This is a genomic window from Streptomyces sp. NPDC003943, assembly GCF_053605265.1.
Window position 1 is genome coordinate 16,642 of record NZ_JBSGIW010000064.1, and the last position, 22,310, is coordinate 38,951.

Here is a 22,310-nt window from a genome sequence, read left to right on the forward strand (position 1 = left end):
GGAGCCGTCACCGCGACATCACCACGACGTTAACGGGCCGGACAGTTCGTACACGCAGGCGACAACTCGTCGCCCCCTGGCGGGAATTGTGCGACCGGATGTCGATTGTGGCCTACGTCACCCAAGAGGATGCTCTCGCGCCATGGCAGAGAACCCCACCCCAGCGCCGGCCCCGCCCGGGTCCACCCCGGCCGGCTCGCAGGCCCCTCAGGTCCAGCGGCTCAAGGCGAACTCGGTCGGCCTCGTCGGCGTCGTCTTCATGGCGGTCGCCACCGCCGCGCCGATCACCGCGATGACCGGCAACCTTCCCATCGCCGTCGGCTTCGGCAACGGCACCGGCGCCCCCGCCGGCTATCTCTTCGCGACCGTCGTGCTGACCGTCTTCTCGGTCGGCTATGTCGCGATGGCCAAGCGGATCACCGCCGCCGGCGCCTTCTACGGCTACATCTCGCACGGCCTCGGCCGGATCGCGGGCATGGCCTCCGGCATGCTCGCCGTCCTCGCGTACATCGTCTTCGAGGGCTCGATCGTCGGTGTCTTCGCCTACTTCGCCAAGACGACGGTGGCCGCCCAGCTCGGCGTGGACCTGCCGTGGATCGGCTACGCGGCCGTGATGCTCGCGGTCACCGCCGTCCTGTCGTACTTCGACATCAACCTCACCGCGAAGGCACTCGGCGTGATGCTGGTCGCCGAGATCGCGGTCCTCTTCGCCGTCGCCACCGCCGTCCTGATCGCCGGCGGCGGCCCCGACGGCATCCCCGCCTCGCCGATCAACCCGAAGAACGCCTTCACCGGCGCCTCCGCCGGGCTCGGCCTCTTCTTCGCCTTCTGGTCGTGGGTCGGTTTCGAGTCGACCGCGATGTACGGGGAGGAGTCGCGCGACCCCAAGCGGGTCATCCCGCGCGCCACGCTCATCTCCGTCGTCGGCGTCGGGCTCTTCTACATCTACGTGTCGTGGATGACGATCGCCGGCAACGGCCTGGCCGGCTCGGTCAAGCTGGCCGCGTCCGCCGCGCCGCTCGACCTGTTCTTCGCGCCCACGAAGTCCTTCATCGGCGGCTGGGCCGTCGACGCCTTCCAGTGGCTGCTGCTCACCGGCTCCTTCGCCTGCGGCATGGCCTTCCACCAGTGCGCGGCCCGCTACCTCTACGCCATCGGCCGCGAGGGCTTCCTGCACCCGGCGCTCGGCCGCACCCACGCGCGGCACGGCTCGCCGTACATCGCCTCCTTCGTGCAGAGCGTGATCGCCGTGATCCTCGTCGGCGCCTTCTGGCTGACCGGCCAGGACCCGTACATCCACCTCTACACGCTGCTGGCGATCCTCGGCACGATGGCGATCCTCATCGTGCAGACGCTCTGCTCCTTCGCCGTCATCGGCTACTTCCGCAAGAACCACCCCGAGGACCGGCACTGGTTCAAGACCTTCACCGCGCCGCTCCTCGGCGGCATCGGCATGATCGCCGTCGTCGTCCTCCTGGTCATGAACATGGAGACCGCGGCGGGGCTCGCCGCCGACTCCCTGTTCTTCAAGGCCATCCCGTGGACCGTCGGCGCCGTCTTCGTCGGCGGCCTCGGCCTCGGCTGGTACCTCAAGCTCCGGCGCCCCGAACGCTACGAGATCATCGGCCGGATCGTCCTGGAGGACGCCGCCGAGCGCACCGACGACAGCAGCACGCCAAGCCCCGCACCGGCCGCACACAGCTGACACCTCACCCTCCAGGAGCGCCCCATGGCACGCACCAACCCGATGCACCTCCTGAAGCGCCTCGCCGCCGAGCACGCCGACGCCCGACGGCTCCACCTCCCCGTCGACGAACTGCGGGAGATGCGGAACGACGCCCTCGGGCGCCGCACCCTCCTCAAGTACGCCGCCGCCGCGGGCATCGCCGTCTCCGCGGGCACCGCCGTCGCCGCCCCGGCCACCGCCCGCGCCGCCACCCCGGCCCGGGTCGCCGTCGTCGGCGCCGGCATCGCCGGCCTCACCGCGGCCCTCACCCTCCAGGACGCCGGCCTCAGCCCCGTGCTCTACGAGGCCAACCCCGGCCGGGTCGGCGGCCGGATGTTCAGCCAGCGCGAGCACTGGGCGTACGGGCAGACCTCCGAGATCGGCGGCGAGCTCATCGACACCAGCCACAAGAAGATGCTGGAGCTCTGCCGCCGCTTCGGCCTGGCCACCGAGGACTTCCTCGGCGGCGGGCCCAACGGGGCCGAGGAGGTCCTCTGGTTCAACGGCGGCTACTACCCGCGCGCCCAGGCCGACGAGGACTTCAACGCCGTCTACCAGCAGCTCCACCGCGACCTGCTCGACGCGGGCGAGGTGAAGTGGAACCAGACCACGCCCACCGGCACCGCCCTCGACAACATGACGCTGTACGACTGGATCGAGAGCCGCGTGCCCGGCGGGCACTCCTCACCGCTCGGCCGCTTCTTCGACGTCGCCTACAACGTCGAGTACGGCGCCGACACCGTCGACCAGTCCTCGCTCGCCCTCGTCCTGCTGATGGGCTACCAGACCAATCCCGGCAACTTCAACATCTGGGGCCTGTCGAACGAGCGTTACCACATCGTCGGCGGCAACGACCGCCTCCCGAACGCCATCGCCGGGGCGCTGAAGCCCGGCACCCTGCGCATGGGCTGGTCGCTCGACGCCGTACGGGCCAACTCCGACGGCACCCAGACGCTCACCTTCACCGAGGCGGGCGCCACCCGGACCGTCACCGCCGACCACACCATCCTGTGCGTGCCGCTGCCGATCCTCCAGCGGCTCGACCTCTCCCGCGCCGGCTTCGACCCGCTGATGACGAACCTGCTGCGCGACGCCCGCATGGGCTACTGCACCAAGCTCAACATGCAGTTCGCCACCCGCCCCTGGCGCGGCACCGGGCCCTGGCCCGGGGTCTCCGCCGGCGACTGTTTCACCGACAGCGAGGTGCAGCAGACCTGGGACACCACCAAGGTCCAGGGCGGCACCGGCGGCATCCTCCTGCAGTACGGCGGCGGCAGCCTCGCCAGATCACTCGCCCCGGCGGGGCCGTTCGCCTTCGAGTCCGACCCGTACGTACGGGACCTCGCCACCCGCTACCTGAAGGACATCGACGCCTTCTTCCCGGGCACGTCCCGGGCCTACACGGGCCGCGCCCAGCTGTCCGCGTGGCACCTCAACCCGTACTCGCTCGGCGCCTACTCGTACTGGCCGGTGGGCTACCTCCACCGGTACGCCGGCTACGAGGGCACCGCGCAGGGCAACGTCCACATCGGCGGCGAGCACTGCAGCTACGACTTCCAGGGCTTCATGGAAGGCGGCGCGACCGAGGGCGAGCGCGCGGCGAAGGAGGTGATCGCCGCGCTCAGGTAGCCCCGCCGGCTCAGGCCGCGGCCGGCGCGATGTTGTGGTTGAAGCGGAAGACGTTGTCGGGGTCGTACTCGGCCTTCACCGCGGCGAGCCGGCGGAAGTTGCCCTCCCCGAAGGAGGAGACGACCCGCTGCTCGCCCTCCGCACCGGTGAAGTTCAGATACGTCGCGCCGACCGACCACGGCTGCGCGTCGGCCCGCACGTCCTGCACCCACTGCCGGGCCCGCGCGTCGAGCGCCGGGTCCTCCCAGGTCGCGAACGGGTGCACCGCCCAGGGCGCGGTGCGCCACGGCTGCGGGTACTGGGACGGGCCGGCCGCCACTGCCCCGCCCATCAGGAACAGCACCTGCTGGGTGGCCGTGGGCATCGGGATGGCCTGGCCGCGCGCGCAGAAGACGTCCACGGCCACGTCCGGGAACTCCGTCAGGTACTCGGCCGACCAGTAGTTCCGCAGCCCCGGCGGGTCGTCCATCATGCTCTGCAGGTCCACGTACGGGATGTCCGTGACGATCTCGATCACCGGCTTCAGCCCGAACAGCGGCGCCGCCAGCTCGCGGAGCTCCTCGACCGGGCCGGCGTACGTGAACAGCGCCCCGCAGACCAGCTTGCCGACCAGGTCCTCGGGGACGAACGGCTCCGGCGGCGCGGGCAGCATGATGGCGCCGCCGCCCACCTCGTCCGGGGCGCCCAGGCCGATGTCCCGGAAGGTCCGCACCACCTCGGGCGCGTTGTCGGGCAGGAAGAACAGCATCGCCATGCTCATCCGCGGCAGCGGGTGCAGCCGCAGCGTCAGCGAGGTCGCCACGCCGAAGTTGCCGCCGCCGCCGTGCAGCGCCCAGAACAGCTCCGGGTTCTCCTCCGCGTCCGTGTGGACGTGCTTGCCCTCCGCCGTGATCAGCTCGGCGGCCAGCAGGTTGTCGCTCGCGAGGCCGAACTTCCGCTCCAGCCAGCCCGATCCGCCGCCGAGGACGAAGCCGCCCACCCCGGTCGTCGACACCCGCCCGCCCGTGGTCGCCACGTGGAACGGCTGGCAGGCGTGGTCCAGGTGGCCCATGGTGGCGCCGCCCTCGATCCGCACGGTCATGTTCTCCGGGTCGGCGACGACGGCGTGCATCCGGCGCAGGTCCACGACCAGGGCGCCGTCGATCACCGAGGACCCGGCGACGCTGTGACCGCCGCCGCGCACCGCGATCGGCAGCCCCTCCTGACGGGCGAAGAGGACCGCGTTGGAGACGTCCGCCGGGGTCGCGCACTGGGCGATCACCGCGGGACGCCGGTCGATCATGCCGTTGTGGATCGTCCGGGCCTCGTCGTACCCCGGATCACCGGGCAGGTACACCTCACCGGCCAGATCCTCGCGGAGCCCGGCCAGCGCGCTGTCCGGAAGGGTGGTCTGGGGAGCCATGACGTTGCCCCCCTTTCGCTGGGGGGACAGGACTCCTTCATCGTAGGTCCGGGTCCCGTCCCCCGCGTGTCGGACGGCTCAGCCCCCGTACGCGCCCGAGGCCGTCAGCCGCAGCGCCGTGTCGATCAGCGGCACGTGGCTGAACGCCTGCGGGAAGTTGCCCACCTGCCGCTGCAGCCGCGGGTCCCACTCCTCGGCGAGCAGCCCCAGGTCGTTGCGGAGCGCCAGCAGCCGCTCGAAGAGCTTGCGGGCCTCGTCGACCCGGCCGATCATCGCCAGGTCGTCGGCCAGCCAGAACGAGCAGGCCAGGAACGCGCCCTCGTCGCCCTCCAGACCGTCCACGCCCGCCTCCGCGCCCGCGGTCGGATAGCGCAGCACGAAGCCGTCCTCGGTGGACAGCTCCCGCTGGATCGCCTCGATCGTGCCGATGACCCGCTTGTCGTCCGGCGGCAGGAAGCCCATCTGCGGGATCAGCAGCAGCGAGGCGTCCAGCTCCTGGGAGCCGTAGGACTGGGTGAAGGTGTTGCGCTCCTTGTCGTAGCCCTTCTCGCAGACGTCCCGGTGGATCTCGTCGCGCAGCTCCTTCCAGCGCTCCAGCGGGCCGTCGGCGTCGCCGGACTCGATCAGCTTGATCGTGCGGTCCACCGCCACCCAGGCCATCACCTTGGAGTGCACGAAGTGCCGGCGCGGGCCGCGCACCTCCCAGATGCCCTCGTCGGGCTGGTTCCAGTGGGTCTCCAGGTAGTTGATCAGCTTGATCTGGAGCAGGGAGGCGTAGTCGTTGCGGGAGAGACCGGTCATGTGGGCCAGGTGCAGGGCCTCGGTGACCTCGCCGTACACGTCCAGCTGGAGCTGGCCCGCTGCCCCGTTGCCGACCCGGACCGGGCCGGAGTTCTCGTACCCCGGCAGCCAGTCCAGCTCCGCCTCGCCGAGCTCCCGCTCGCCGGCGATGCCGTACATGATCTGCAGGTTCTCCGGGTCGCCGGCCACCGCGCGCAGCAGCCAGTCCCGCCAGGCGCGGGCCTCCTCGCGGTAGCCGGTGCGCAGCATGGAGGAGAGGGTGATCGCCGCGTCGCGCAGCCAGGTGTAGCGGTAGTCCCAGTTCCGTACGCCGCCGATCTCCTCCGGCAGCGAGGTCGTGGGGGCGGCGACGATGCCGCCGGTCGGCGCGTAGGTGAGCGCCTTGAGGGTGATCAGGGAGCGGACCACGGCCTCCCGGTAGGGCCCGTGGTACGTGCAGTGCCCGACCCACTCGCGCCAGAAGTCCGCGGTCGCCTCCAGGGAGCCCTCGGGGTCCGGCAGCGGCGGCGGCTCCTTGTGCGAGGGCTGCCAGGAGAGCGTGAAGGTGACCTTGTCGCCGGGGGTGACGGTGAACTCGGAGTACGTGGTCAGGTTCCGGCCGTGGGTCTCGGCGTCCGTGTCCAGCCAGACGGAGTCCGGCCCGGCGACGGCCACCGTGCGCTCGCCGACCTTGTGCACCCAGGGCACCACCCGGCCGTAGCTGAACCGCATGCGCAGGCTGGAGCGCATCGGCACCCGGCCGCTGACGCCCTCGACGACCCGGATCAGCTGCGGGGCGCCGTCACGCGGGGGCATGAAGTCGGTGACCCGGACCGTGCCGCGCGGAGTGTCCCACTCGGACTCCAGGATCAGCGAGTCGCCCCGGTAGCGGCGCCGGTCGGCGAGCGGGACGGGGGTGTTCTCGGGGGTCGCGGGGCCGACTCTCCAGAAGCCGTGCTCCTCGGTGCCGAGCAGTCCCGCGAAGACGGCATGCGAATCGAAGCGGGGGAGGCAGAGCCAGTCGACACTGCCGTCCCGGCAGACCAGGGCAGCGGTCTGCATGTCTCCGATGAGTGCGTAATCCTCGATGCGCCCGGCCACGTGCTTTCACTCCAGACAGAACGGCCACGTCCGCCCCGCGGGGGCGGACGACTTACTGGTCAGCGGTCAATCAGCGGTCAAGGGATCGTTGACGAGCTCTTGGCACCGGTTGACTTGGCGGGGGTGGTGCCGTGCCGGTCCGGCTCGGCAGCGCGTGTCCGTGCAGGATACGACGCACGTCGGGAGAGGCGGAGCCGTGCACGTCACGGCGTTGCTCCGATCGGGTGAACAGGTCTTGACCCCGCCGGGATACGTCTGCCGGGGCGCGTACCGGCTCTTCCGCGCGCCCGGCGTGTCGCGGACCGTGTGCACCCGACTGCCCCGTGTGGCCGGAAGCGGTCTCCCGATGTCGCTGATACCCTGGTACCCCGTGGACCGGTGGGAAACGGCGACAGCCGAGGACCCCGCAACCGCAGCGACGGCACCCCCCGATTCTTCCGGAGGGGACGCCGGTACGCACCTCCAGAACGCGACCACGGGAGCCCCCTCTTGGCGATGCCGCCCAACACCACGACGACCAAGCACATCTTCGTCACCGGGGGTGTCGCCTCCTCCCTCGGCAAGGGCCTGACCGCCTCCAGCCTGGGTGCGCTTCTCAAGGCCCGGGGCCTGCGGGTCACGATGCAGAAGCTCGACCCGTACCTGAACGTCGACCCGGGCACGATGAACCCGTTCCAGCACGGCGAGGTGTTCGTCACCAACGACGGCGCCGAGACCGACCTGGACATCGGCCACTACGAGCGCTTCCTCGACGTCGACCTCGACGGCTCGGCCAACGTCACCACCGGCCAGGTCTACTCGCAGGTCATCGCCAAGGAGCGGCGCGGCGAGTACCTCGGTGACACCGTGCAGGTCATCCCGCACATCACCAACGAGATCAAGTCCCGGATCCGCCGCATGGCCACCGACGACGTCGACGTCGTCATCACCGAGGTCGGCGGCACCGTCGGCGACATCGAGTCGCTGCCGTTCCTGGAGACCGTCCGCCAGGTCCGCCACGAGGTCGGCCGCGACAACGTCTTCGTCGTGCACATCTCGCTGCTGCCCTACATCGGCCCGTCCGGCGAGCTGAAGACCAAGCCGACCCAGCACTCGGTCGCCGCCCTGCGCAACATCGGCATCCAGCCCGACGCCATCGTGCTGCGCGCCGACCGCGAGGTCCCGACCGCCATCAAGCGCAAGATCTCGCTGATGTGCGACGTCGACGAGGCCGCCGTCGTCGCCGCGATCGACGCCAAGTCGATCTACGACATCCCGAAGGTGCTGCACTCCGAGGGCCTGGACGCCTATGTCGTCCGCAAGCTCGACCTGCCCTTCCGCGACGTCGACTGGACCGTCTGGGAGGACCTCCTGGACCGGGTGCACAACCCGGAGCACGAGGTCACCGTCGCCCTCGTCGGCAAGTACATCGACCTGCCCGACGCCTACCTGTCGGTGACCGAGGCCATGCGGGCCGGCGGCTTCGCCAACAAGGCCCGGGTCAAGGTCAAGTGGGTCACCTCCGACGACTGCAAGACCCAGGCCGGCGCCGAGAAGCAGCTCAGCGACTGCGACGCCATCCTGATCCCCGGCGGCTTCGGCGACCGCGGTGTGTCCGGCAAGGTCGGCGCGATCCAGTACGCCCGCGAGAACAAGGTGCCGCTGCTCGGCATCTGCCTCGGCCTGCAGTGCATCGTGATCGAGGCCGCGCGCAACCTGGCCGACATCCCCGAGGCCAACTCCACCGAGTTCGACCCGGCCACCGCGCACCCCGTCGTCTCGACGATGGAGGAGCAGCTGGCGTACGTCGAGGGCGCGGGCGACCTGGGCGGAACGATGCGCCTGGGCCTCTACCCGGCGAAGCTCGCCGAGGGCTCGGTCGTCCGCGAGACCTACGCCGGCGAGCCGTACGTCGAGGAGCGCCACCGTCACCGCTACGAGGTGAACAACGCGTACCGCGCGGAGCTGGAGAAGAAGGCCGGCCTGGTCTTCTCCGGCACCTCCCCGGACAACAAGCTCGTCGAGTTCGTCGAGTACCCGAAGGACGTCCACCCCTACCTGGTCGCCACCCAGGCGCACCCGGAGCTCAAGTCCCGCCCGACCCGCCCGCACCCGCTCTTCGCGGGCCTGGTGAAGGCGGCCGTCGAGCGCAAGACGGGCACGTCGGCCGAGTAATCGCCGCGCGTTAACGTTGCCGGGGTACGGGTCCTTACCCGAGGGCGCGTACCCCGGCTTTCGTATGTGCTGACGTAGGCGCTGACCGACGTATGTGGGAGGACTCGACGATGCAGGTGCAGGACACCCCGGAGGAGTGGCGGGTCGTCGCCACCACCACCCCCTTCCAGGGCAACAAGACGAGTGTCCGCACGGACGACGTGGTCATGCCCGACGGCTCGGTCGCCCGCCGCGACTACCAGGTCCACCCCGGCTCGGTCGCGGTCGTCGCCCTCGACGAGCAGGACCGGGTGCTGCTGCTCAAGCAGTACCGGCACCCGGTGCGGCAGAAGCTGTGGGAGATCCCGGCCGGACTGCTCGACGTGCCCGGTGAGAACCCGCTGCACGCGGCGCAGCGCGAGCTGTACGAGGAGGCGCACGTCAAGGCCGAGGACTGGCGGGTGCTCACGGACGTCTACACCACCCCGGGCGGCTGCGACGAGGCCGTACGGATCTTCCTCGCCCGCGATCTGTCCGAGGCGGAGGGCGAGCGCTTCGAGGTCTCCGAGGAGGAGGCCGACATGGAACTCGCCCGGGTCCCGCTCGCGGACCTCGTGCGCGGGGCGCTCGCCGGCGAGCTGCACAACAACTGCCTGGTGGTCGGCGTGCTGTCGCTGATGGCGGCCCGGACCGGGGACGGCGTGGACGCGCTGCGCCCCGCGGACGCGCCGTGGCCGGCCCGCCCCTTCGAGGCGTAACACCCGTCGCGGCCCGGGGGAGCGCGGCGGTCCGACAATCCAGTGATCCGATCGGGCGATTTGTCCGCCGCGCTCCGCCGGGTCGGCGGGGCCGCCTGAACTACGCTCAAGAGCGCCCGCGCGGAGCCCCCGCGGGATGGTGGTGCGCAGGTGGACGGAGCGTGGCCCGTGACGGATCAGGCGGTTGGGGGTCCCCCCGGACGAAGTCTGGGGGAGGTCGACGCCGCGCGGTTCTACGGCCGCCAGCGGGAGCTGAAGGCGCTGCGCTCCGACATCGAACGCACCGGGCTCGACACCCTCACCGGCCGCAAGGCCCCGCGCGCCCGGGTGCTGCTCATCGCCGGCAAGCCCGGCTCCGGCCGCACCGCGCTCGCCGAGGAGCTCGTCGCCGCGCTCGCCGGTGATTACCCCGACGGCGTCTTCCGGGCGCGGCTCACCGAACCCGGCGGCGACCCCGTGCCCACCGCCCGCGCCGCCCAGGAACTGCTCGCCGCGCTCGGCGTCCCGCAGCCGCCCGGTGCCGCCGAGGAGGAGCTCGCAGCCCTGGTCCGCGCGGCCTTCGCCGGCCGCCGCGCGCTGCTCCTGCTCGACGACGCCGTCGACGCCGAACAGGTCGACCCGCTGCTCCCCGACAACCCCGACACCCTGGTCGTCGGCGTGGCCCGCGGCCCGCTCACCGGCATCCCCGACGTCCGCCCGTGCACCCTCGGCGGCCTCGACCCCAAGTCGGCCATCGAACTGCTCACCTCCTACACCGGCTCGGTCCGCGTCACCGTCGACCCGCAGGCCGCGGAGAGCCTCGCCGAGGAGTGCGGCGGAATGCCGGCCGCGCTGGTGCTGGCCGGCGGCTGGCTCGCCGCCCGCCCCCAGTCCTCCGTCGCCGACCTCACCAAGCGGCTGCGCGCCCGCACCGGCGACCCGGTCGGCCGCGCCTTCGCCCTGGTCCACGAGTCCCTGCCGCAGCCCGCCGCCCGGATACTGCGACACCTCAGCCTCGCCCCGCTCGGCCGGGTCGACGCCCACACCGCCTCCGCCCTGGCCGGCTGCTCCGTCTCCGCCGCCGCGACCACCCTCGCGGACTTCGCCGCGCTCGGACTCGTACGGGAGACGGCGGCGCGGACCGGACGGCACGACGGACAGTCCGACGGACAGTACGACGTGCCCGCCCACCTCGTCCCGCTGCTGCGCGCCGAGCTGGAGGAGCGCGACCGCCCGGCCGAGGTGCAGCTGGCCCGGGCCCGGATGCTGGAGCGGACCGTGCGGCTCCTCCAGTCCAGCCGCGCGGTCACCGAACCCGAGGGCTCCCCGGCCCGCCGCAAGCTCGCCGGGCTGCCGCGCGCCCTGCGCTTCCCGAACGCCGCCACCGCCGCCGCCTGGCTGGACAGCCGCCGCCCGGTCCTGCTGGCCGCGGCCCGGCTCGCGGTCGCGGACGGAGAGTTCGACACCCTGGCCCGCCGCCTGATCGCGGCCCTGGTCCGGGCGCTCACGGCGCACCGGGGCGCCGAGGCCGCCGCCCCCGACCTGTACGGACTGCACCGCCTCGTCCTGGACGTCGCCGAGCGGCGCGGACTGCACCGCGAGCGGGCCGCGGCCCTGCTCAACCTGGCCGACCTCGATGCCGGAACCGGTCGCACCCAGGACGCTCTGCTGCGATATCGGTCGGCTCTGGATGCGGGAAGGGAAGCAAATGACCCGTACGCGACCGGTCGCGCAATGGAATCCGTAGGTGGCAGCTACCAGGAGCTGGGGGACTGGCAGCGGGCCGGCGACTGGTACGGCCGCGCCCTCGCCCAGCGCCTCGCCCGCGACGAGCGCACCGACCAGGCCCGGCTCTACGGCCGGCTCGGCGCCGTGCACACCTACGCCGGGCGCTACGGGGAGGCCCTGCGCAACTGGCGTGCGGCCGCCGCGGGCTACCGCCGGCTCGGCGATCTCCCGGGCTACGCACGGGCGTTGAGCGAGGCGGCCCGGGTCCAGGAGTACGCCGGACGCCCCGAGGAATGCCTCCGGACCTGCGAGGAGGCCGTCGAGTGGGCGCGCCGCGCCGGGGACGTGCGGCTGCAGGCGGCGCTGCAGCTCAGGCTGGCCGACACCCTGGACCGGCTCGGCGACCCGGCGGCCGCCCGGCTGCACCGGTCCGCGGCCGACAGACTCCTTGGAAGCGAGGCTTCCGCCTACGAAATCCGCAGTGCTTCTCTCGAAGATTAGTACTTTGAAAGGCTAGACAGGGGGAACTCCTTCATTAGACTGGGTGTGCCGCGTTCGAACGTGGTGTGTCCCGGTGCGCCGTGGTGCATCCGGGTATGTATTCATCACCCCCGTTTCATCCCCCTGATTCAAGGACCGTGATCGACGATGAAGGTCGGCATCCCCCGCGAGGTCAAGAACAACGAGTTCCGCGTGGCCATCACCCCTGCCGGTGTCCACGAGCTCGTCCGCAACGGCCACCAGGTCTTCATCGAGCAGAACGCCGGTGTCGGTTCCTCCATCACGGACGAGGAGTACGTCGCTGCCGGCGCCGAGATCCTCGGCACCGCCGACGAGGTCTGGGCTACGGCCGACCTGCTGCTCAAGGTGAAGGAGCCCATCGCGGAGGAGTACCACCGCCTCCGCAAGGACCAGACCCTCTTCACCTACCTGCACCTCGCCGCCTCCAAGGAGTGCACGGACGCCCTCCTGGCCTCCGGCACCACCGCCATCGCCTACGAGACGGTCGAGACCGCCAACCGCGCGCTCCCGCTGCTCGCCCCGATGTCCGAGGTCGCGGGCCGCCTGGCCCCGCAGGTCGGCGCCTACCACCTGATGCGCTCGGCCGGCGGCCGCGGCGTGCTCCCCGGCGGCGTCCCCGGCACCCACGCCGGCGAGTGCGTCGTCATCGGCGGCGGCGTCTCCGGCTGGAACGCCGTGCAGATCGCCATCGGCCTGGGCTTCCACGTGACCCTGCTCGACCGCGACATCAACAAGCTCCGCGAGGCCGACAAGATCTTCGGCACGAAGGTCAAGACGATCGTCTCCAACGCCTTCGAGCTGGAGAAGGCCGTCATCGAGGCCGACCTCGTCGTCGGTGCGGTCCTCATCCCGGGCGCCAAGGCCCCGAAGCTGGTCACCAACGAGCTCGTCGCCAAGATGAAGCCCGGAAGTGTCCTTGTCGACATTGCCATCGACCAGGGCGGCTGCTTCGAGGACTCCCACGCGACCACCCACGCCGAGCCGACCTTCCAGGTCCACAACTCGATCTTCTACTGCGTGGCCAACATGCCGGGCGCCGTCCCGAACACCTCCACCTACGCCCTCACCAACGCCACGCTGCCCTACATCGTGTCGCTGGCGAACAACGGCTGGGTCGAGGCGCTGCGCCGTGACGAGGCCCTCGCCAAGGGTCTCAACACCCATGACGGCAAGGTCGTTTACAAGGAGGTCGCCGAGGCGCACGGCTACGAGCACCTCGAGCTGAGCAGCCTCCTGGGCTGACCTTTCGGACGGACGGTCAACTGACGCCGTCAACCACACACACCGGGCCGGACCTTGATGAGCAAGGTCCGGCCCGCTGTGTGTCGGGCCACGTTCCGACGCCTGGTCAACTCGCCTCGAACGTAACTCTTTAACCGTTTCGCGCACCCCTGAAACGTGCGGTTCCATGCCTGCGCACCCTTGACAGAGGGGTGTTCGGTTGCCGACACATCGGGCCGGGTCCGGCGGATTGTGTTGCTGCGGAGCGGTGACACGCCATAGAGTCGCCAACCGTCGGCATGGTGCCACGCTGACCTATCGATAAATGTTCCTGACCACTTCCAAGGAGGTAAGACGACTTGTGAATGAGTCGACATTTACTCCCGGGAGTGGCGAGCCAGGAGCCCCGATCGGCTCCGTCGCGGTGCGGACCTTCGCGACGCACCAGCCCATGACGCCAGCCCATACGATGAAGATGACGGACGGCCTACACGTGAACGCCACGGCCGGCAACGAGATGGGCCGAGAGTCCACCCACTTCGCCGCCTATGACGAGGTGCCCGAGGGGCACTTCTACGACCCCGACGCCGAGTACGAGCCCGACCCCGAGTACGCGGCCACGCTCGCACCCGACGCTGCCCGCCAGCGCCGCGAGCGGATCGGCCCGACCGGACGGCCCCTGCCGTACTTCCCGATCCCGGGCCCGCTGACCGACCACGGTCCCGCGAAGATCATCGCGATGTGCAACCAGAAGGGCGGCGTCGGCAAGACCACGTCGACCATCAACCTGGGCGCCGCGCTCGCGGAGTACGGACGGCGGGTGCTGCTCGTCGACTTCGACCCGCAGGGCGCCCTGTCGGTCGGCCTCGGCGTGAACCCGATGGAGCTCGACCTCACCGTCTACAACCTGCTCATGGAGCGGGGCATGTCGGCGGACGAGGTGCTCCTCAAGACCGCCGTGCCCAACATGGACCTGCTGCCGAGCAACATCGACCTGTCGGCGGCCGAGGTCCAGCTGGTCTCCGAGGTCGCGCGCGAGTCGACGCTGCAGCGCGCCCTGAAGCCGCTGATGAACGACTACGACTACATCGTGATCGACTGTCAGCCCTCGCTCGGCCTGCTGACCGTGAACGCCCTGACGGCCGCTCACAAGGTCATCGTGCCGCTGGAATGCGAGTTCTTCGCGCTGCGCGGTGTGGCCCTGCTGACCGAGACGATCGAGAAGGTCCAGGAGCGGCTCAACCCCGACCTGGAGCTCGACGGCATCCTCGCCACGATGTACGACTCGCGGACGGTGCACTCGCGCGAGGTGCTCGCGCGCGTCGTCGAGGCATTCGACGACCACGTGTACCACACGGTGATCGGCCGGACCGTGCGTTTCCCGGAGACCACGGTCGCGGGCGAGCCCATCACCACGTACGCCTCGAACAGCGTGGGCGCCGCCGCCTACCGTCAGCTCGCCAGGGAGGTGCTCGCCCGGTGTCACGCCGAGTGAGTCTGCCCGGCGCCGACGAACTGTTCCGTACGACCGGAGGGATGGCGCTGCAGTCCTCCTCGCCGCGCCGCACCGTGCCGCCACCGGCGGGCGAGAGCGACTCGGCGGCGGGAGCGGGTGCGGGGGCCGAGGGCTCCGGCTCCGGTTCCGGACCGGCCGAGCATGCTCCCGCCGACTCCGAGGCGGCGGAGCCGCGCGCCCGGGACTCGCGGGATTCGCGGGAATCCCGAGAGGCCGACGCGGCCGCGCCGGCCCAGGCCCGGCGCCGCGGCCGCACCGCCGCCAGCCGGCGCCCGAGCGGGCGCGAGCGCCACGACGAGAAGATCACGGTCTACGTCTCCGCCGAGGAGCTGATGGACCTGGAGCACGCCCGCCTGGTGCTCCGCGGCGAGCACGGCCTCGCCGTCGACCGCGGCCGCATCGTCCGCGAGGCGGTCGCCGTCGTGCTGGCCGACCTGGAGTCCCGCGGCGACGCGAGCATCCTCGTCCGCCGCCTCCGCGGCCGCTGACGCTACGCTGCGCGCAGCCGCACCCGCTCCGCTCCACCAGGACCCATCCGTGCCCCCACCCTCTGACGAAACGTCCCGCCCACCGCGCCGCAGGGCGCTGGGGCGCGGACCGGGGGCGGCGCGAGGGCCGTCGGCGAGGCCCGAGGACGCAGCGGCGGGGCCGGGGCCCGGCTGCGCGGTCGACGAGGCGGAGCCCCCCGCACCCGCGCACGACGCCACCCTCGGTGGCCCGGAACCACTCGAGCCTGCCGAGGTCGGGCCCAAGGTCGGGCCCGAGGTCGGGTGCGCCGCCACGATGCCCGCCGCCGCTTCGGACGCCCGCACCGACACTCCCCCCGGCACCGTCGGCGACGACGGTCGTTTCACCGTGCGCCTCGCCAACTTCGAGGGGCCCTTCGATCTGCTCCTCCAGCTGATCGCCAAGCACAAGATGGACGTCACCGAGGTCGCGCTGTCGAAGGTGACCGACGAGTTCATGGCGCACATCAGGGCCATGGGGCCCGATTGGGACCTGGACCAGACGACCGAGTTCCTGGTGGTGGCGGCGACGTTGCTCGACCTCAAGGCCGCGCGGCTGCTGCCCGCCGCCGAGGTGGAGGACGAGGCGGATCTGGCGCTGCTGGAGGCGCGGGACCTGTTGTTCGCGCGGCTGTTGCAGTACCGGGCGTACAAACAGGTCGCGGAGATCCTCGCCGAGCGCTGGGAGACGGAGGGGCGGCGTTATCCGCGGACGGTCGGCCTCGAGCCGCACCACGCCGAGCTGCTGCCCGAGGTCGTGATCTCCATCGGGGCCGAGGGCTTCGCGAAGCTCGCGGTCAAGGCGATGCAGCCCAAGGCCGAGCCGCAGGTGTACGTCGACCACATCCACGCCCCGCTGGTGAGCGTCCGCGAGCAGGCGGGCGTGGTCGTGGCGCTGCTGCGCGAGCACGGGACGCTCGGCTTCCGGGAGCTGGTGGCGGGCGTGGACGACACGCTCACGGTCGTGGCACGGTTCCTGGCGCTCCTGGAGCTCTACCGCGAGAAGGCCGTCGCCCTCGACCAGGAGACCGCCCTCGGGGACCTCACCGTCTCCTGGACCGGCGGCAACGGGACGGACGCGGCGAGCGCCGTCACCGACGAATTCGACCAGGAGGCAGCCTCGTGAGCGACCTCGACCTCAAGCCCGCGCTCGAAGCCGTCCTCATGGTCGTCGACGAGCCCGCCACCGAGGCCCACCTCGCCAAGGTCCTGGACCGCACCCCGCGCGAGGTCGGCGACGCCCTGCGCGAGCTCGCCGACGAGTACACCGCCCAGGGCCGCGGCTTCGAGCTGCGGCTCGTCGCCGGCGGCTGGCGGTTCTACACCCGGGCCGCCTACGCGCCCGCCGTCGAGGCCTTCGTCCTGGACGGGCAGCAGGCCCGGCTCACCCAGGCGGCCCTGGAGACCCTCGCGGTCGTCGCCTACCGCCAGCCGGTCAGCCGCTCCCGCGTCTCCGCGGTGCGCGGGGTGAACTGCGACGGGGTCATGCGCACCCTCCTCCAGCGCGGTCTGGTCGAGGAGGCGGGCGCGGAACCCGAAACAGGTGCGATCCTGTACAGGACGACGAACTACTTCCTGGAGCGGATGGGCCTGCGCGGCCTGGACGAGCTTCCGGAGCTCGCGCCCTTCCTCCCCGAGGCGGAGGCGGTCGAGCCGGACAGTCTGGAGGGCGTTCCGTCGTTCGATCCGGATGCAGACGATCCGGACGCAGCCGAAGACGACAAGACGACGGAAGTTTGATGCGAAGCAGCAGCGGCAGGAACAGCGGAAACAACGGCGGGAGCCGTGGTGCCAAGAGCGGCGGCCGCGGCAACTACAGGGGCGCGGGGAACAACCGCGACGAGCGCGGCGGCCAGGGCCGTCCCGGCGGTGGCCAGAGCCGTCAGGGCGGCGGCCAGGGCGGTCAGGGCGGCCAGGGCGGTCAGGGCGCCGGCCGCACGCGTCGCCCCCGCCCCGAGGAGCGCAGCTACGACGTCGAGGGCATGGCAGGCCGTCCCTCCGACGGCGGCCAGGGCGGCGGTCCGAAGCGCGGTCGCGGCGACGCGGCCCGCGGTGGCGCCAAGGGCGGCCCCAAGCAGTCCCCGAAGCGCGGCGGCGGCCGCACGGCTCCGGCGCGCTCGCGCGAGTACGACGCCCGCGCGGAGGAGCGCAACCGCGAGCGGTACGCGAACAAGCCCCAGATCAAGACCCCGAAGACCTTCCCGGGCGCCGAGCAGGAGGGCGAGCGCCTGCAGAAGGTCCTGGCCCGCGCCGGCTACGGCTCCCGCCGCGCCTGCGAGGAGCTGATCGAGCAGGCCCGCGTCGAGGTCAACGGCGAGATCGTCCTCGAGCAGGGCATGCGCGTCGCGGAGAAGGACGAGATCCGCGTCGACGGCCTGACCGTCGCGACGCAGTCGTACCAGTTCTTCGCGCTGAACAAGCCCGAGGGCGTCGTCTCCACCATGGAGGACCCCGACGGCCGCCAGTGCCTCGGCGACTACGTCACCAACCGCGAGACGCGGCTCTTCCACGTCGGCCGGCTCGACACCGAGACCGAGGGCATCATCCTGCTCACCAACCACGGCGAGCTGGCCCACCGTCTCACCCACCCCAAGTACGGCGTGAAGAAGACCTACCTGGCCGCCATCACCGGCCCGCTGCCCCGCGAGGTCGGCAAGCGGCTCAAGGACGGCATCCAGCTGGAGGACGGCTACGCGCGCGCCGACCACTTCCGGGTCGTCGAGCAGACCGGCAAGAACTACCTGGTCGAGGTCGTGCTCCACGAGGGCCGCAAGCACATCGTGCGCCGGATGCTCGCCGAGGCGGGCTTCCCGGTCGAGAAGCTGGTCCGTACGGCCTTCGGCCCGATCACCCTGGGCGACCAGAAGTCGGGCTGGCTGCGCCGGCTCAGCAACACCGAGGTCGGCATGCTGATGAAGGAGGTCGGCCTGTAGGCCGCACCCCCCTCCCGTAGAAGTACCAAGAGGCCCGTGACCGCCCGCCCGGCGGCCACGGGCCTCTTCGTGTCCTCCCGTCTTCCCGTCTTCTCGCCCCGGGTTTTCGTACTTGTGGTCGAGCCCTCCCGCTTTTATAGTCAGAGTGACTCTTAAAGCCTGAGGGGGTGGGGGCATGAGCAGGATCCGTTACGGGCACGGGCTCGTCGTCGGCGCGTTCAACCCGCCGCACGCGGGCCACCACCGGCTCGTCCGCACCGCCGCGCAGCACTGCGACCGCGTCACCGTCCTCGTCCACGGTTCCGCCGCCGACACCGCGCCGCTCGACGACCGCGTCGCCTGGATGCGGGAGCTGCACCCCGAGGCCCTGGTCATCGGTGCGGAGCAGGCGGAGGTCCGCGAGCCGGTCGACGCGGTGTTCACCCCGGAGCCCGACGCCGACGACGCCGTCCGCACCGACCCCGCCGCCCACTGGGCGCAGCTGGAGGCCCCGGTGCGGGCCGCGCTCACCCGGCGGGTCGTCGTCCTCGGCGCCGAGTCCACCGGCGCCACCACGCTGGTCGACGCCCTCACCGACCACTACCGGCGGCGCGGCGGCCCCTGGGCCCGTACCCGGCACGTACCGGACGTACTGGCGGAAGGCCCGCCGTACCACCGGCTGCGCTCCGAGGACTTCCCCGTCGCCGCGCAGCGCCAGGCCGACCGCGAGGACGAGGCGGCCCGGGACGGCTCGCCCGTGCTCTTCTGCGACGGCGACGCCTTCGCGCTCACCATCCGGCACGAGCGCCAGTTCGGCACCGCGAGCCCTGCCACCGGCGAGATAGCCGCCCGAGGCCGGCACCACCTGTGGCTGCTGACCGACCACCGGGGCACGCCGTCGCCGGTGCCCGGCGCCGAGGGCCTTCGGGTGTGGATGACAGCCCGCCTCCTCACCCAGCTCGCCCGCACCGGCCGCCGGACCGTCGTCCTCACCGGCCCGCCCGAGGAGCGCCTCGCGACGGCCGTGGCCGCCGTGGACGCGCTGCTCGCGGAGGGCTGGCACTTCACCGCCCCGCACGATCTGTGAGCCCCGTGAGCGCCGAGAGCCCTGTGAGCACCGAGACCGCCGTGACCTACGACAAGCACGCCTTCGAACCGTTCGCCGTCACCGCCGACCTCGCCGTCTTCACCGTCCGCGACGGCCGCCTGCACGTCCTGCTCGTCGAACGCGGCCAGGAGCCCTACGCGGGCGCCTGGGCCCTGCCCGGCGGATTCGTGCTGCCCGAGGAGTCCGCCGAGCGGGCCGCGCGCCGCGAACTCGCCGAGGAGACCGGCCTGTCCGGCACCACCGCCGCCCGGCTCCACCTCGAACAGCTCCGCACCTACAGCGAGCCGGACCGCGACCCCCGGATGCGGGTGGTCTCCGTCGCGTTCACCGCACTCGTCCCCGACCTCCCCGAGCCGCGCGGCGGCGGGGACGCGGCACAGGCGCGCTGGCTCCCGTACGAGGACGCCGGCGACCTCGCCTTCGACCACGAGCGGATCCTCGCCGACGCCCGCGAACGGGTCGGCGCCAAGCTCGAGTACACGTGTCTCGCCACCGCCTTCTGCCCGCCCGAGTTCACCCTCGGCGAGCTGCGGCAGGTGTACGAGACGGTCTGGGGCGTCGCACTCGACCGCCCCAACTTCCGGCGCAAGGTCCTCGCCACCCCCGGCTTCGTCCGGCCGGTCGAGGCACCGCCGCGCCGCACCGGCGGACGGGGGAAACCGGCCGCTCTCTACCGGGCGGGGGAGGCCACGGCACTCCACCCGCCGCTGCTGCGACCGGAAGGACGGACGGAATGACAGGCGGATCGACAGGCGGAATGCCCATGACCCAGCGGACGAAGCAGGCGGCGACGGGAGCGCTGTTCGGACTGGCGCTCGGTGACGCGCTCGGCTTCCCGACGGAGTTCAACGACGTGCCGCAGATCCTCGCGAAATGCGGCCCGTGGCGGTCGATGGAGCTGCCGGTGCGCGGAGGCACCGCGTACGTCACCGACGACACCCAGATGACCCTCGCCTTCGCCCGGGGCATCCGCACCGCCATGGACCGGGGCGTGCTGGCCCCGCTGCGGCTGCTTCGCCCGCTCAGGGAGGAGTACGTCGACTGGTACCACTCACCTGAGAACAACCGGGCTCCCGGCCGCACGTGCATGGTCGCCTGCCGGCTCCTGGACACCGACCGGGCCTGGCAGGACGCCAGCCAGATCCACTCCAAGGGCTGCGGCGCCAACATGCGGGTCGCGCCCATCGGCCTCGTGCCCGGCCTGAGCGACGAGCAGCGCGCCGGCGCCGCCCAGCTCCAGTCGGCCCTCACGCACGGCCACCCCACCGCGCTCGCCGCCTCCGACCTGACGGCCCGCGCCGTGTACCTGCTCGCCCAGGGCGTGGAGCCGGCCGGGCTCGTCGGCCGGCTCCGCTCGTACGCGTACGAGAACCGCGACCGCTACCACGAGCACTGGCTCGGCGACCTGTGGACCCGCTCCCAGGACCCCGACGCGCTCCACTTCGTCCGGCGCGGCTGGGACGAGTGCCTGGCCGTGCTGGAGCGCCTGGACGCCGTCCAGCGCACCGCCGACCCCGAGCTCGACCCCTGCGAGTACACCGGCGACGGCTGGATCGCCGAGGAGGCCCTCGCCACCGCCCTGCTCTGCTTCCTCCTCTTCCCCGACGAGCCCCTCACCGCCCTCCGCCGCGCCGCCTGCACCCGCGGCGACTCCGACTCGATCGCCGCGCTCACCGGCGCCTTCGCGGGCGCCCACCTGGGCGCGGACGCGTGGCCGGCGCGGTGGACGGACCGCGTCGAGTACCACGGCGAACTGCTCACCTTCGGCGCGTTGTGGGACGCGTGAACGATGACACTCACCTCTTACGTCCCCGATGACGTCCCGGACGTCGACCTGTCCGCCGTCGTCGCCGAACAGCCCGACCCCCTGCTCTTCGCCACCGTCTCGGGGGCCCACCTCTACGGCTTCCCGTCCCAGGACTCCGACGTGGACCTGCGCGGGGTGCACCTGCTGCCCGTCGCCGCGCTGGTCGGCCTCGGCGAGCCGGAGGAGACCCGGACCCGGATGTGGGACCGGGACGGCGTCGAGATGGACCTCGTCACGCACGACCTGCGGAAGTTCGTCCGGCTCATGCTGCGGCGCAACGGCTACGTCCTCGAACAGCTCCTGTCGCCGCTGGTCGTCCACACCTCGCCCGCCCACGAGGAGCTGCGCGCCCTCGCGCCGGGCGTGATCACCTCGCACCACGCCCACCACTACCGCGGGTTCGCCGGCACGCAGTGGCGGCTCTTCGAGAGCAGTGGCGAGCTCAAGCCGCTGCTCTACACCTACCGGGCGCTGCTCACCGGCATCCACCTGATGCGTACGGGCGAGGTCCAGGCCCATCTGCCCACGCTCGCCGCCGAGGTGCCCGAGGCCCCCGCCCGGCTGCCCGGGCTGATCGCCGCCAAGGCGGCGGCCGAGCACGGAGCGGCGGGGCCGGACATCGCGGGCGTCGCGGACGTGCGGGCCGAGGTCGAGCGGCTGCACGCGGTGCTCGACGCGGCGCAGGCCGCGTCGGCGCTACGGGGCGAGGCCGACGGGCGGGAGGCGCTCGGGGAGTTCGTCGTGCGGCTCCGGCTCCAGGAGGCCGGGCTCCAGGACGCGCAGGGCTGAGGCGCGGCGGGCGCGGGTCAGGAAGTCCTCGATCCGGGCGTGGTCCGGGGTCTCGGGGAGGGGGCTGGCGGCGTGGGCCTGGTCGGCCTCGTCCTGGAGGCGGTTCATCCAGGACTCGACCTCCGGCCAGGACACCTCGCCCCGCCTGACCGCGAGCAGCCGCTCGCGGTCCTCTCCGACGTCGATGCGCAGCTCGCCGCTGCGCAGCAGGTCACGGCAGCTGGCGAGCAGCCGCAGCAGATGCATGGCGTGCTTCCAGCGCGGGGCGCCGTACTGGCGCACGTCCGCGTCCAGCTTCCGGCGCTGGCCTCCCGCGTACCGCACGAAGGTGCTGTGCGCCTGGCGGGACAGGAACGCGCCGCGCAGCGAGAGGAGTTCGCGGCCGAGTGCGTCGGCGTGCTCGACGACGGGGGAGTGCAGGCACTCCAGGACGTTGGGGTTGTTGCGCAGCGCCAGCTCGCAGAAGCGTTCCAGCTCCCAGCTGAACTGCTCGGCGGCCGGGCCCTCCACATGCGCCGGCGGCTTGTCGAAGCGCCAGAACAGCGGGGTCGGGGCGAGATACACGCCCCTGCGGTCGGTGTCGCTGTCCTCGGTGGCCAGACCGAACGCGCGCGACCCCATGACACACGAGTAGATCGTGTGGTCGCGCACCAGTTCCTCGGGAGTCATGCGCGCCAGGCTAGGGCAGCGGGA

Annotated in this window: 18 protein-coding genes; 15 read left to right on the top strand and 3 right to left on the bottom strand. The window is 72.0% G+C overall.

What is annotated here, in order from left to right:
* The first annotated feature begins 142 nt into the window (after positions 1 to 142).
* Both ACWEV0_RS24440 and ACWEV0_RS24445 read left to right on the top strand, forming a co-directional pair.
* Entirely contained in the window at positions 143 to 1,705 is a 1,563-nt protein-coding gene (locus ACWEV0_RS24440; RefSeq protein ID WP_453151562.1) for an APC family permease, read from the top strand.
* A gap of 24 nt (positions 1,706 to 1,729) precedes the next feature.
* Positions 1,730 to 3,355: a flavin monoamine oxidase family protein gene (locus tag ACWEV0_RS24445; protein WP_453151563.1), complete on the top strand. Its 1,626-nt coding sequence runs from the start codon at positions 1,730 to 1,732 to the stop codon at positions 3,353 to 3,355.
* Between the two features lie 10 nt (positions 3,356 to 3,365).
* On the opposite strand, the gene ACWEV0_RS24450 is transcribed toward ACWEV0_RS24445, so the two are convergent.
* On the bottom strand, positions 3,366 to 4,757 hold the full coding sequence (locus ACWEV0_RS24450) for an FAD-binding oxidoreductase (RefSeq protein WP_453151564.1): 1,392 nt from the start codon (positions 4,755 to 4,757) through the stop codon (positions 3,366 to 3,368).
* Positions 4,758 to 4,835: 78 nt separating this feature from the next.
* A complete protein-coding gene (locus ACWEV0_RS24455; protein ID WP_453151565.1) occupies positions 4,836 to 6,638 on the bottom strand; it encodes a glycoside hydrolase family 15 protein in 1,803 nt (600 codons plus the stop codon).
* A gap of 495 nt (positions 6,639 to 7,133) precedes the next feature.
* On the opposite strand from ACWEV0_RS24455, the gene ACWEV0_RS24460 reads away from it, so the two are divergent.
* The 13 genes from ACWEV0_RS24460 to ACWEV0_RS24520 all read left to right on the top strand — a co-directional run bounded on the left by ACWEV0_RS24460 (position 7,134) and on the right by ACWEV0_RS24520 (position 21,617).
* A complete protein-coding gene (locus ACWEV0_RS24460; RefSeq protein WP_453151589.1) occupies positions 7,134 to 8,792 on the top strand; it encodes a CTP synthase in 1,659 nt (552 codons plus the stop codon).
* Positions 8,793 to 8,902: 110 nt separating this feature from the next.
* On the top strand, positions 8,903 to 9,529 hold the full coding sequence (locus ACWEV0_RS24465) for an NUDIX domain-containing protein (RefSeq protein ID WP_453151566.1): 627 nt from the start codon (positions 8,903 to 8,905) through the stop codon (positions 9,527 to 9,529).
* Positions 9,530 to 9,697: 168 nt separating this feature from the next.
* Positions 9,698 to 11,737 (top strand): tetratricopeptide repeat protein, encoded by a 2,040-nt coding sequence (locus ACWEV0_RS24470; RefSeq protein WP_453151567.1) that lies wholly within the window; start codon positions 9,698 to 9,700, stop codon positions 11,735 to 11,737.
* Between the two features lie 147 nt (positions 11,738 to 11,884).
* A complete protein-coding gene (ald, locus tag ACWEV0_RS24475) occupies positions 11,885 to 13,000 on the top strand; it encodes an alanine dehydrogenase (RefSeq protein WP_453151568.1) in 1,116 nt (371 codons plus the stop codon).
* A gap of 448 nt (positions 13,001 to 13,448) precedes the next feature.
* Positions 13,449 to 14,474 (top strand): ParA family protein, encoded by a 1,026-nt coding sequence (locus ACWEV0_RS24480; protein ID WP_365346797.1) that lies wholly within the window; start codon positions 13,449 to 13,451, stop codon positions 14,472 to 14,474.
* On the top strand, positions 14,459 to 14,983 hold the full coding sequence (locus tag ACWEV0_RS24485) for a hypothetical protein (protein WP_453151570.1): 525 nt from the start codon (positions 14,459 to 14,461) through the stop codon (positions 14,981 to 14,983). Before ACWEV0_RS24480 ends, ACWEV0_RS24485 begins: the two co-directional genes overlap by 16 nt.
* Before the next feature lie 97 nt (positions 14,984 to 15,080).
* Entirely contained in the window at positions 15,081 to 16,127 is a 1,047-nt protein-coding gene (locus tag ACWEV0_RS24490; protein WP_453151590.1) for a segregation and condensation protein A, read from the top strand.
* Between the two features lie 38 nt (positions 16,128 to 16,165).
* Entirely contained in the window at positions 16,166 to 16,741 is a 576-nt protein-coding gene (gene scpB / locus ACWEV0_RS24495) for an SMC-Scp complex subunit ScpB (protein ID WP_453151591.1), read from the top strand.
* Positions 16,741 to 17,934, top strand: a complete 1,194-nt coding sequence (locus tag ACWEV0_RS24500) for a pseudouridine synthase (RefSeq protein WP_453151571.1) — start codon at positions 16,741 to 16,743, stop codon at positions 17,932 to 17,934. The genes scpB and ACWEV0_RS24500 overlap by 1 nt, the downstream gene beginning before the upstream one ends.
* A gap of 175 nt (positions 17,935 to 18,109) precedes the next feature.
* Positions 18,110 to 19,000, top strand: coding sequence for an AAA family ATPase (locus ACWEV0_RS24505; RefSeq protein WP_453151572.1), 891 nt, complete (start codon positions 18,110 to 18,112; stop codon positions 18,998 to 19,000).
* 23 nt (positions 19,001 to 19,023) lie between these two features.
* Positions 19,024 to 19,758 carry an NUDIX hydrolase gene (locus ACWEV0_RS24510; protein ID WP_453151573.1) on the top strand — a complete coding sequence of 245 codons (735 nt, stop codon included), beginning with the start codon at positions 19,024 to 19,026 and terminating at the stop codon, positions 19,756 to 19,758.
* 20 nt (positions 19,759 to 19,778) lie between these two features.
* Positions 19,779 to 20,807: an ADP-ribosylglycohydrolase family protein gene (locus ACWEV0_RS24515; RefSeq protein ID WP_453151574.1), complete on the top strand. Its 1,029-nt coding sequence runs from the start codon at positions 19,779 to 19,781 to the stop codon at positions 20,805 to 20,807.
* Positions 20,808 to 20,810: 3 nt separating this feature from the next.
* A complete protein-coding gene (locus tag ACWEV0_RS24520; protein WP_453151576.1) occupies positions 20,811 to 21,617 on the top strand; it encodes a nucleotidyltransferase domain-containing protein in 807 nt (268 codons plus the stop codon).
* Here the strand turns inward: ACWEV0_RS24520 and ACWEV0_RS24525 are convergent.
* A complete protein-coding gene (locus tag ACWEV0_RS24525) occupies positions 21,525 to 22,286 on the bottom strand; it encodes a nucleotidyltransferase domain-containing protein (protein WP_453151577.1) in 762 nt (253 codons plus the stop codon). The genes ACWEV0_RS24520 and ACWEV0_RS24525 overlap by 93 nt on opposite strands.
* Positions 22,287 to 22,310 lie beyond the last annotated feature (24 nt).

What these genes read in the sequence shown, in the direction of transcription:
- ACWEV0_RS24525 (WP_453151577.1), bottom strand. Translation starts at nt 22,286, where the DNA reads ATGACTCCCGAGGAACTGGTGCGCGACCACACGATCTACTCGTGTGTC.
- ald (WP_453151568.1), top strand. Translation starts at nt 11,885, where the DNA reads ATGAAGGTCGGCATCCCCCGCGAGGTCAAGAACAACGAGTTCCGCGTG.
- ACWEV0_RS24440 (WP_453151562.1), top strand. Translation starts at nt 143, where the DNA reads ATGGCAGAGAACCCCACCCCAGCGCCGGCCCCGCCCGGGTCCACCCCG.
- ACWEV0_RS24460 (WP_453151589.1), top strand. Translation starts at nt 7,134, where the DNA reads ATGCCGCCCAACACCACGACGACCAAGCACATCTTCGTCACCGGGGGT.
- ACWEV0_RS24445 (WP_453151563.1), top strand. Translation starts at nt 1,730, where the DNA reads ATGGCACGCACCAACCCGATGCACCTCCTGAAGCGCCTCGCCGCCGAG.
- ACWEV0_RS24505 (WP_453151572.1), top strand. Translation starts at nt 18,110, where the DNA reads ATGAGCAGGATCCGTTACGGGCACGGGCTCGTCGTCGGCGCGTTCAAC.
- ACWEV0_RS24515 (WP_453151574.1), top strand. Translation starts at nt 19,779, where the DNA reads ATGCCCATGACCCAGCGGACGAAGCAGGCGGCGACGGGAGCGCTGTTC.
- ACWEV0_RS24500 (WP_453151571.1), top strand. Translation starts at nt 16,741, where the DNA reads ATGCGAAGCAGCAGCGGCAGGAACAGCGGAAACAACGGCGGGAGCCGT.
- ACWEV0_RS24480 (WP_365346797.1), top strand. Translation starts at nt 13,449, where the DNA reads ATGAAGATGACGGACGGCCTACACGTGAACGCCACGGCCGGCAACGAG.
- scpB (WP_453151591.1), top strand. Translation starts at nt 16,166, where the DNA reads ATGGTCGTCGACGAGCCCGCCACCGAGGCCCACCTCGCCAAGGTCCTG.
- ACWEV0_RS24450 (WP_453151564.1), bottom strand. Translation starts at nt 4,757, where the DNA reads ATGGCTCCCCAGACCACCCTTCCGGACAGCGCGCTGGCCGGGCTCCGC.
- ACWEV0_RS24465 (WP_453151566.1), top strand. Translation starts at nt 8,903, where the DNA reads ATGCAGGTGCAGGACACCCCGGAGGAGTGGCGGGTCGTCGCCACCACC.
- ACWEV0_RS24520 (WP_453151576.1), top strand. Translation starts at nt 20,811, where the DNA reads ATGACACTCACCTCTTACGTCCCCGATGACGTCCCGGACGTCGACCTG.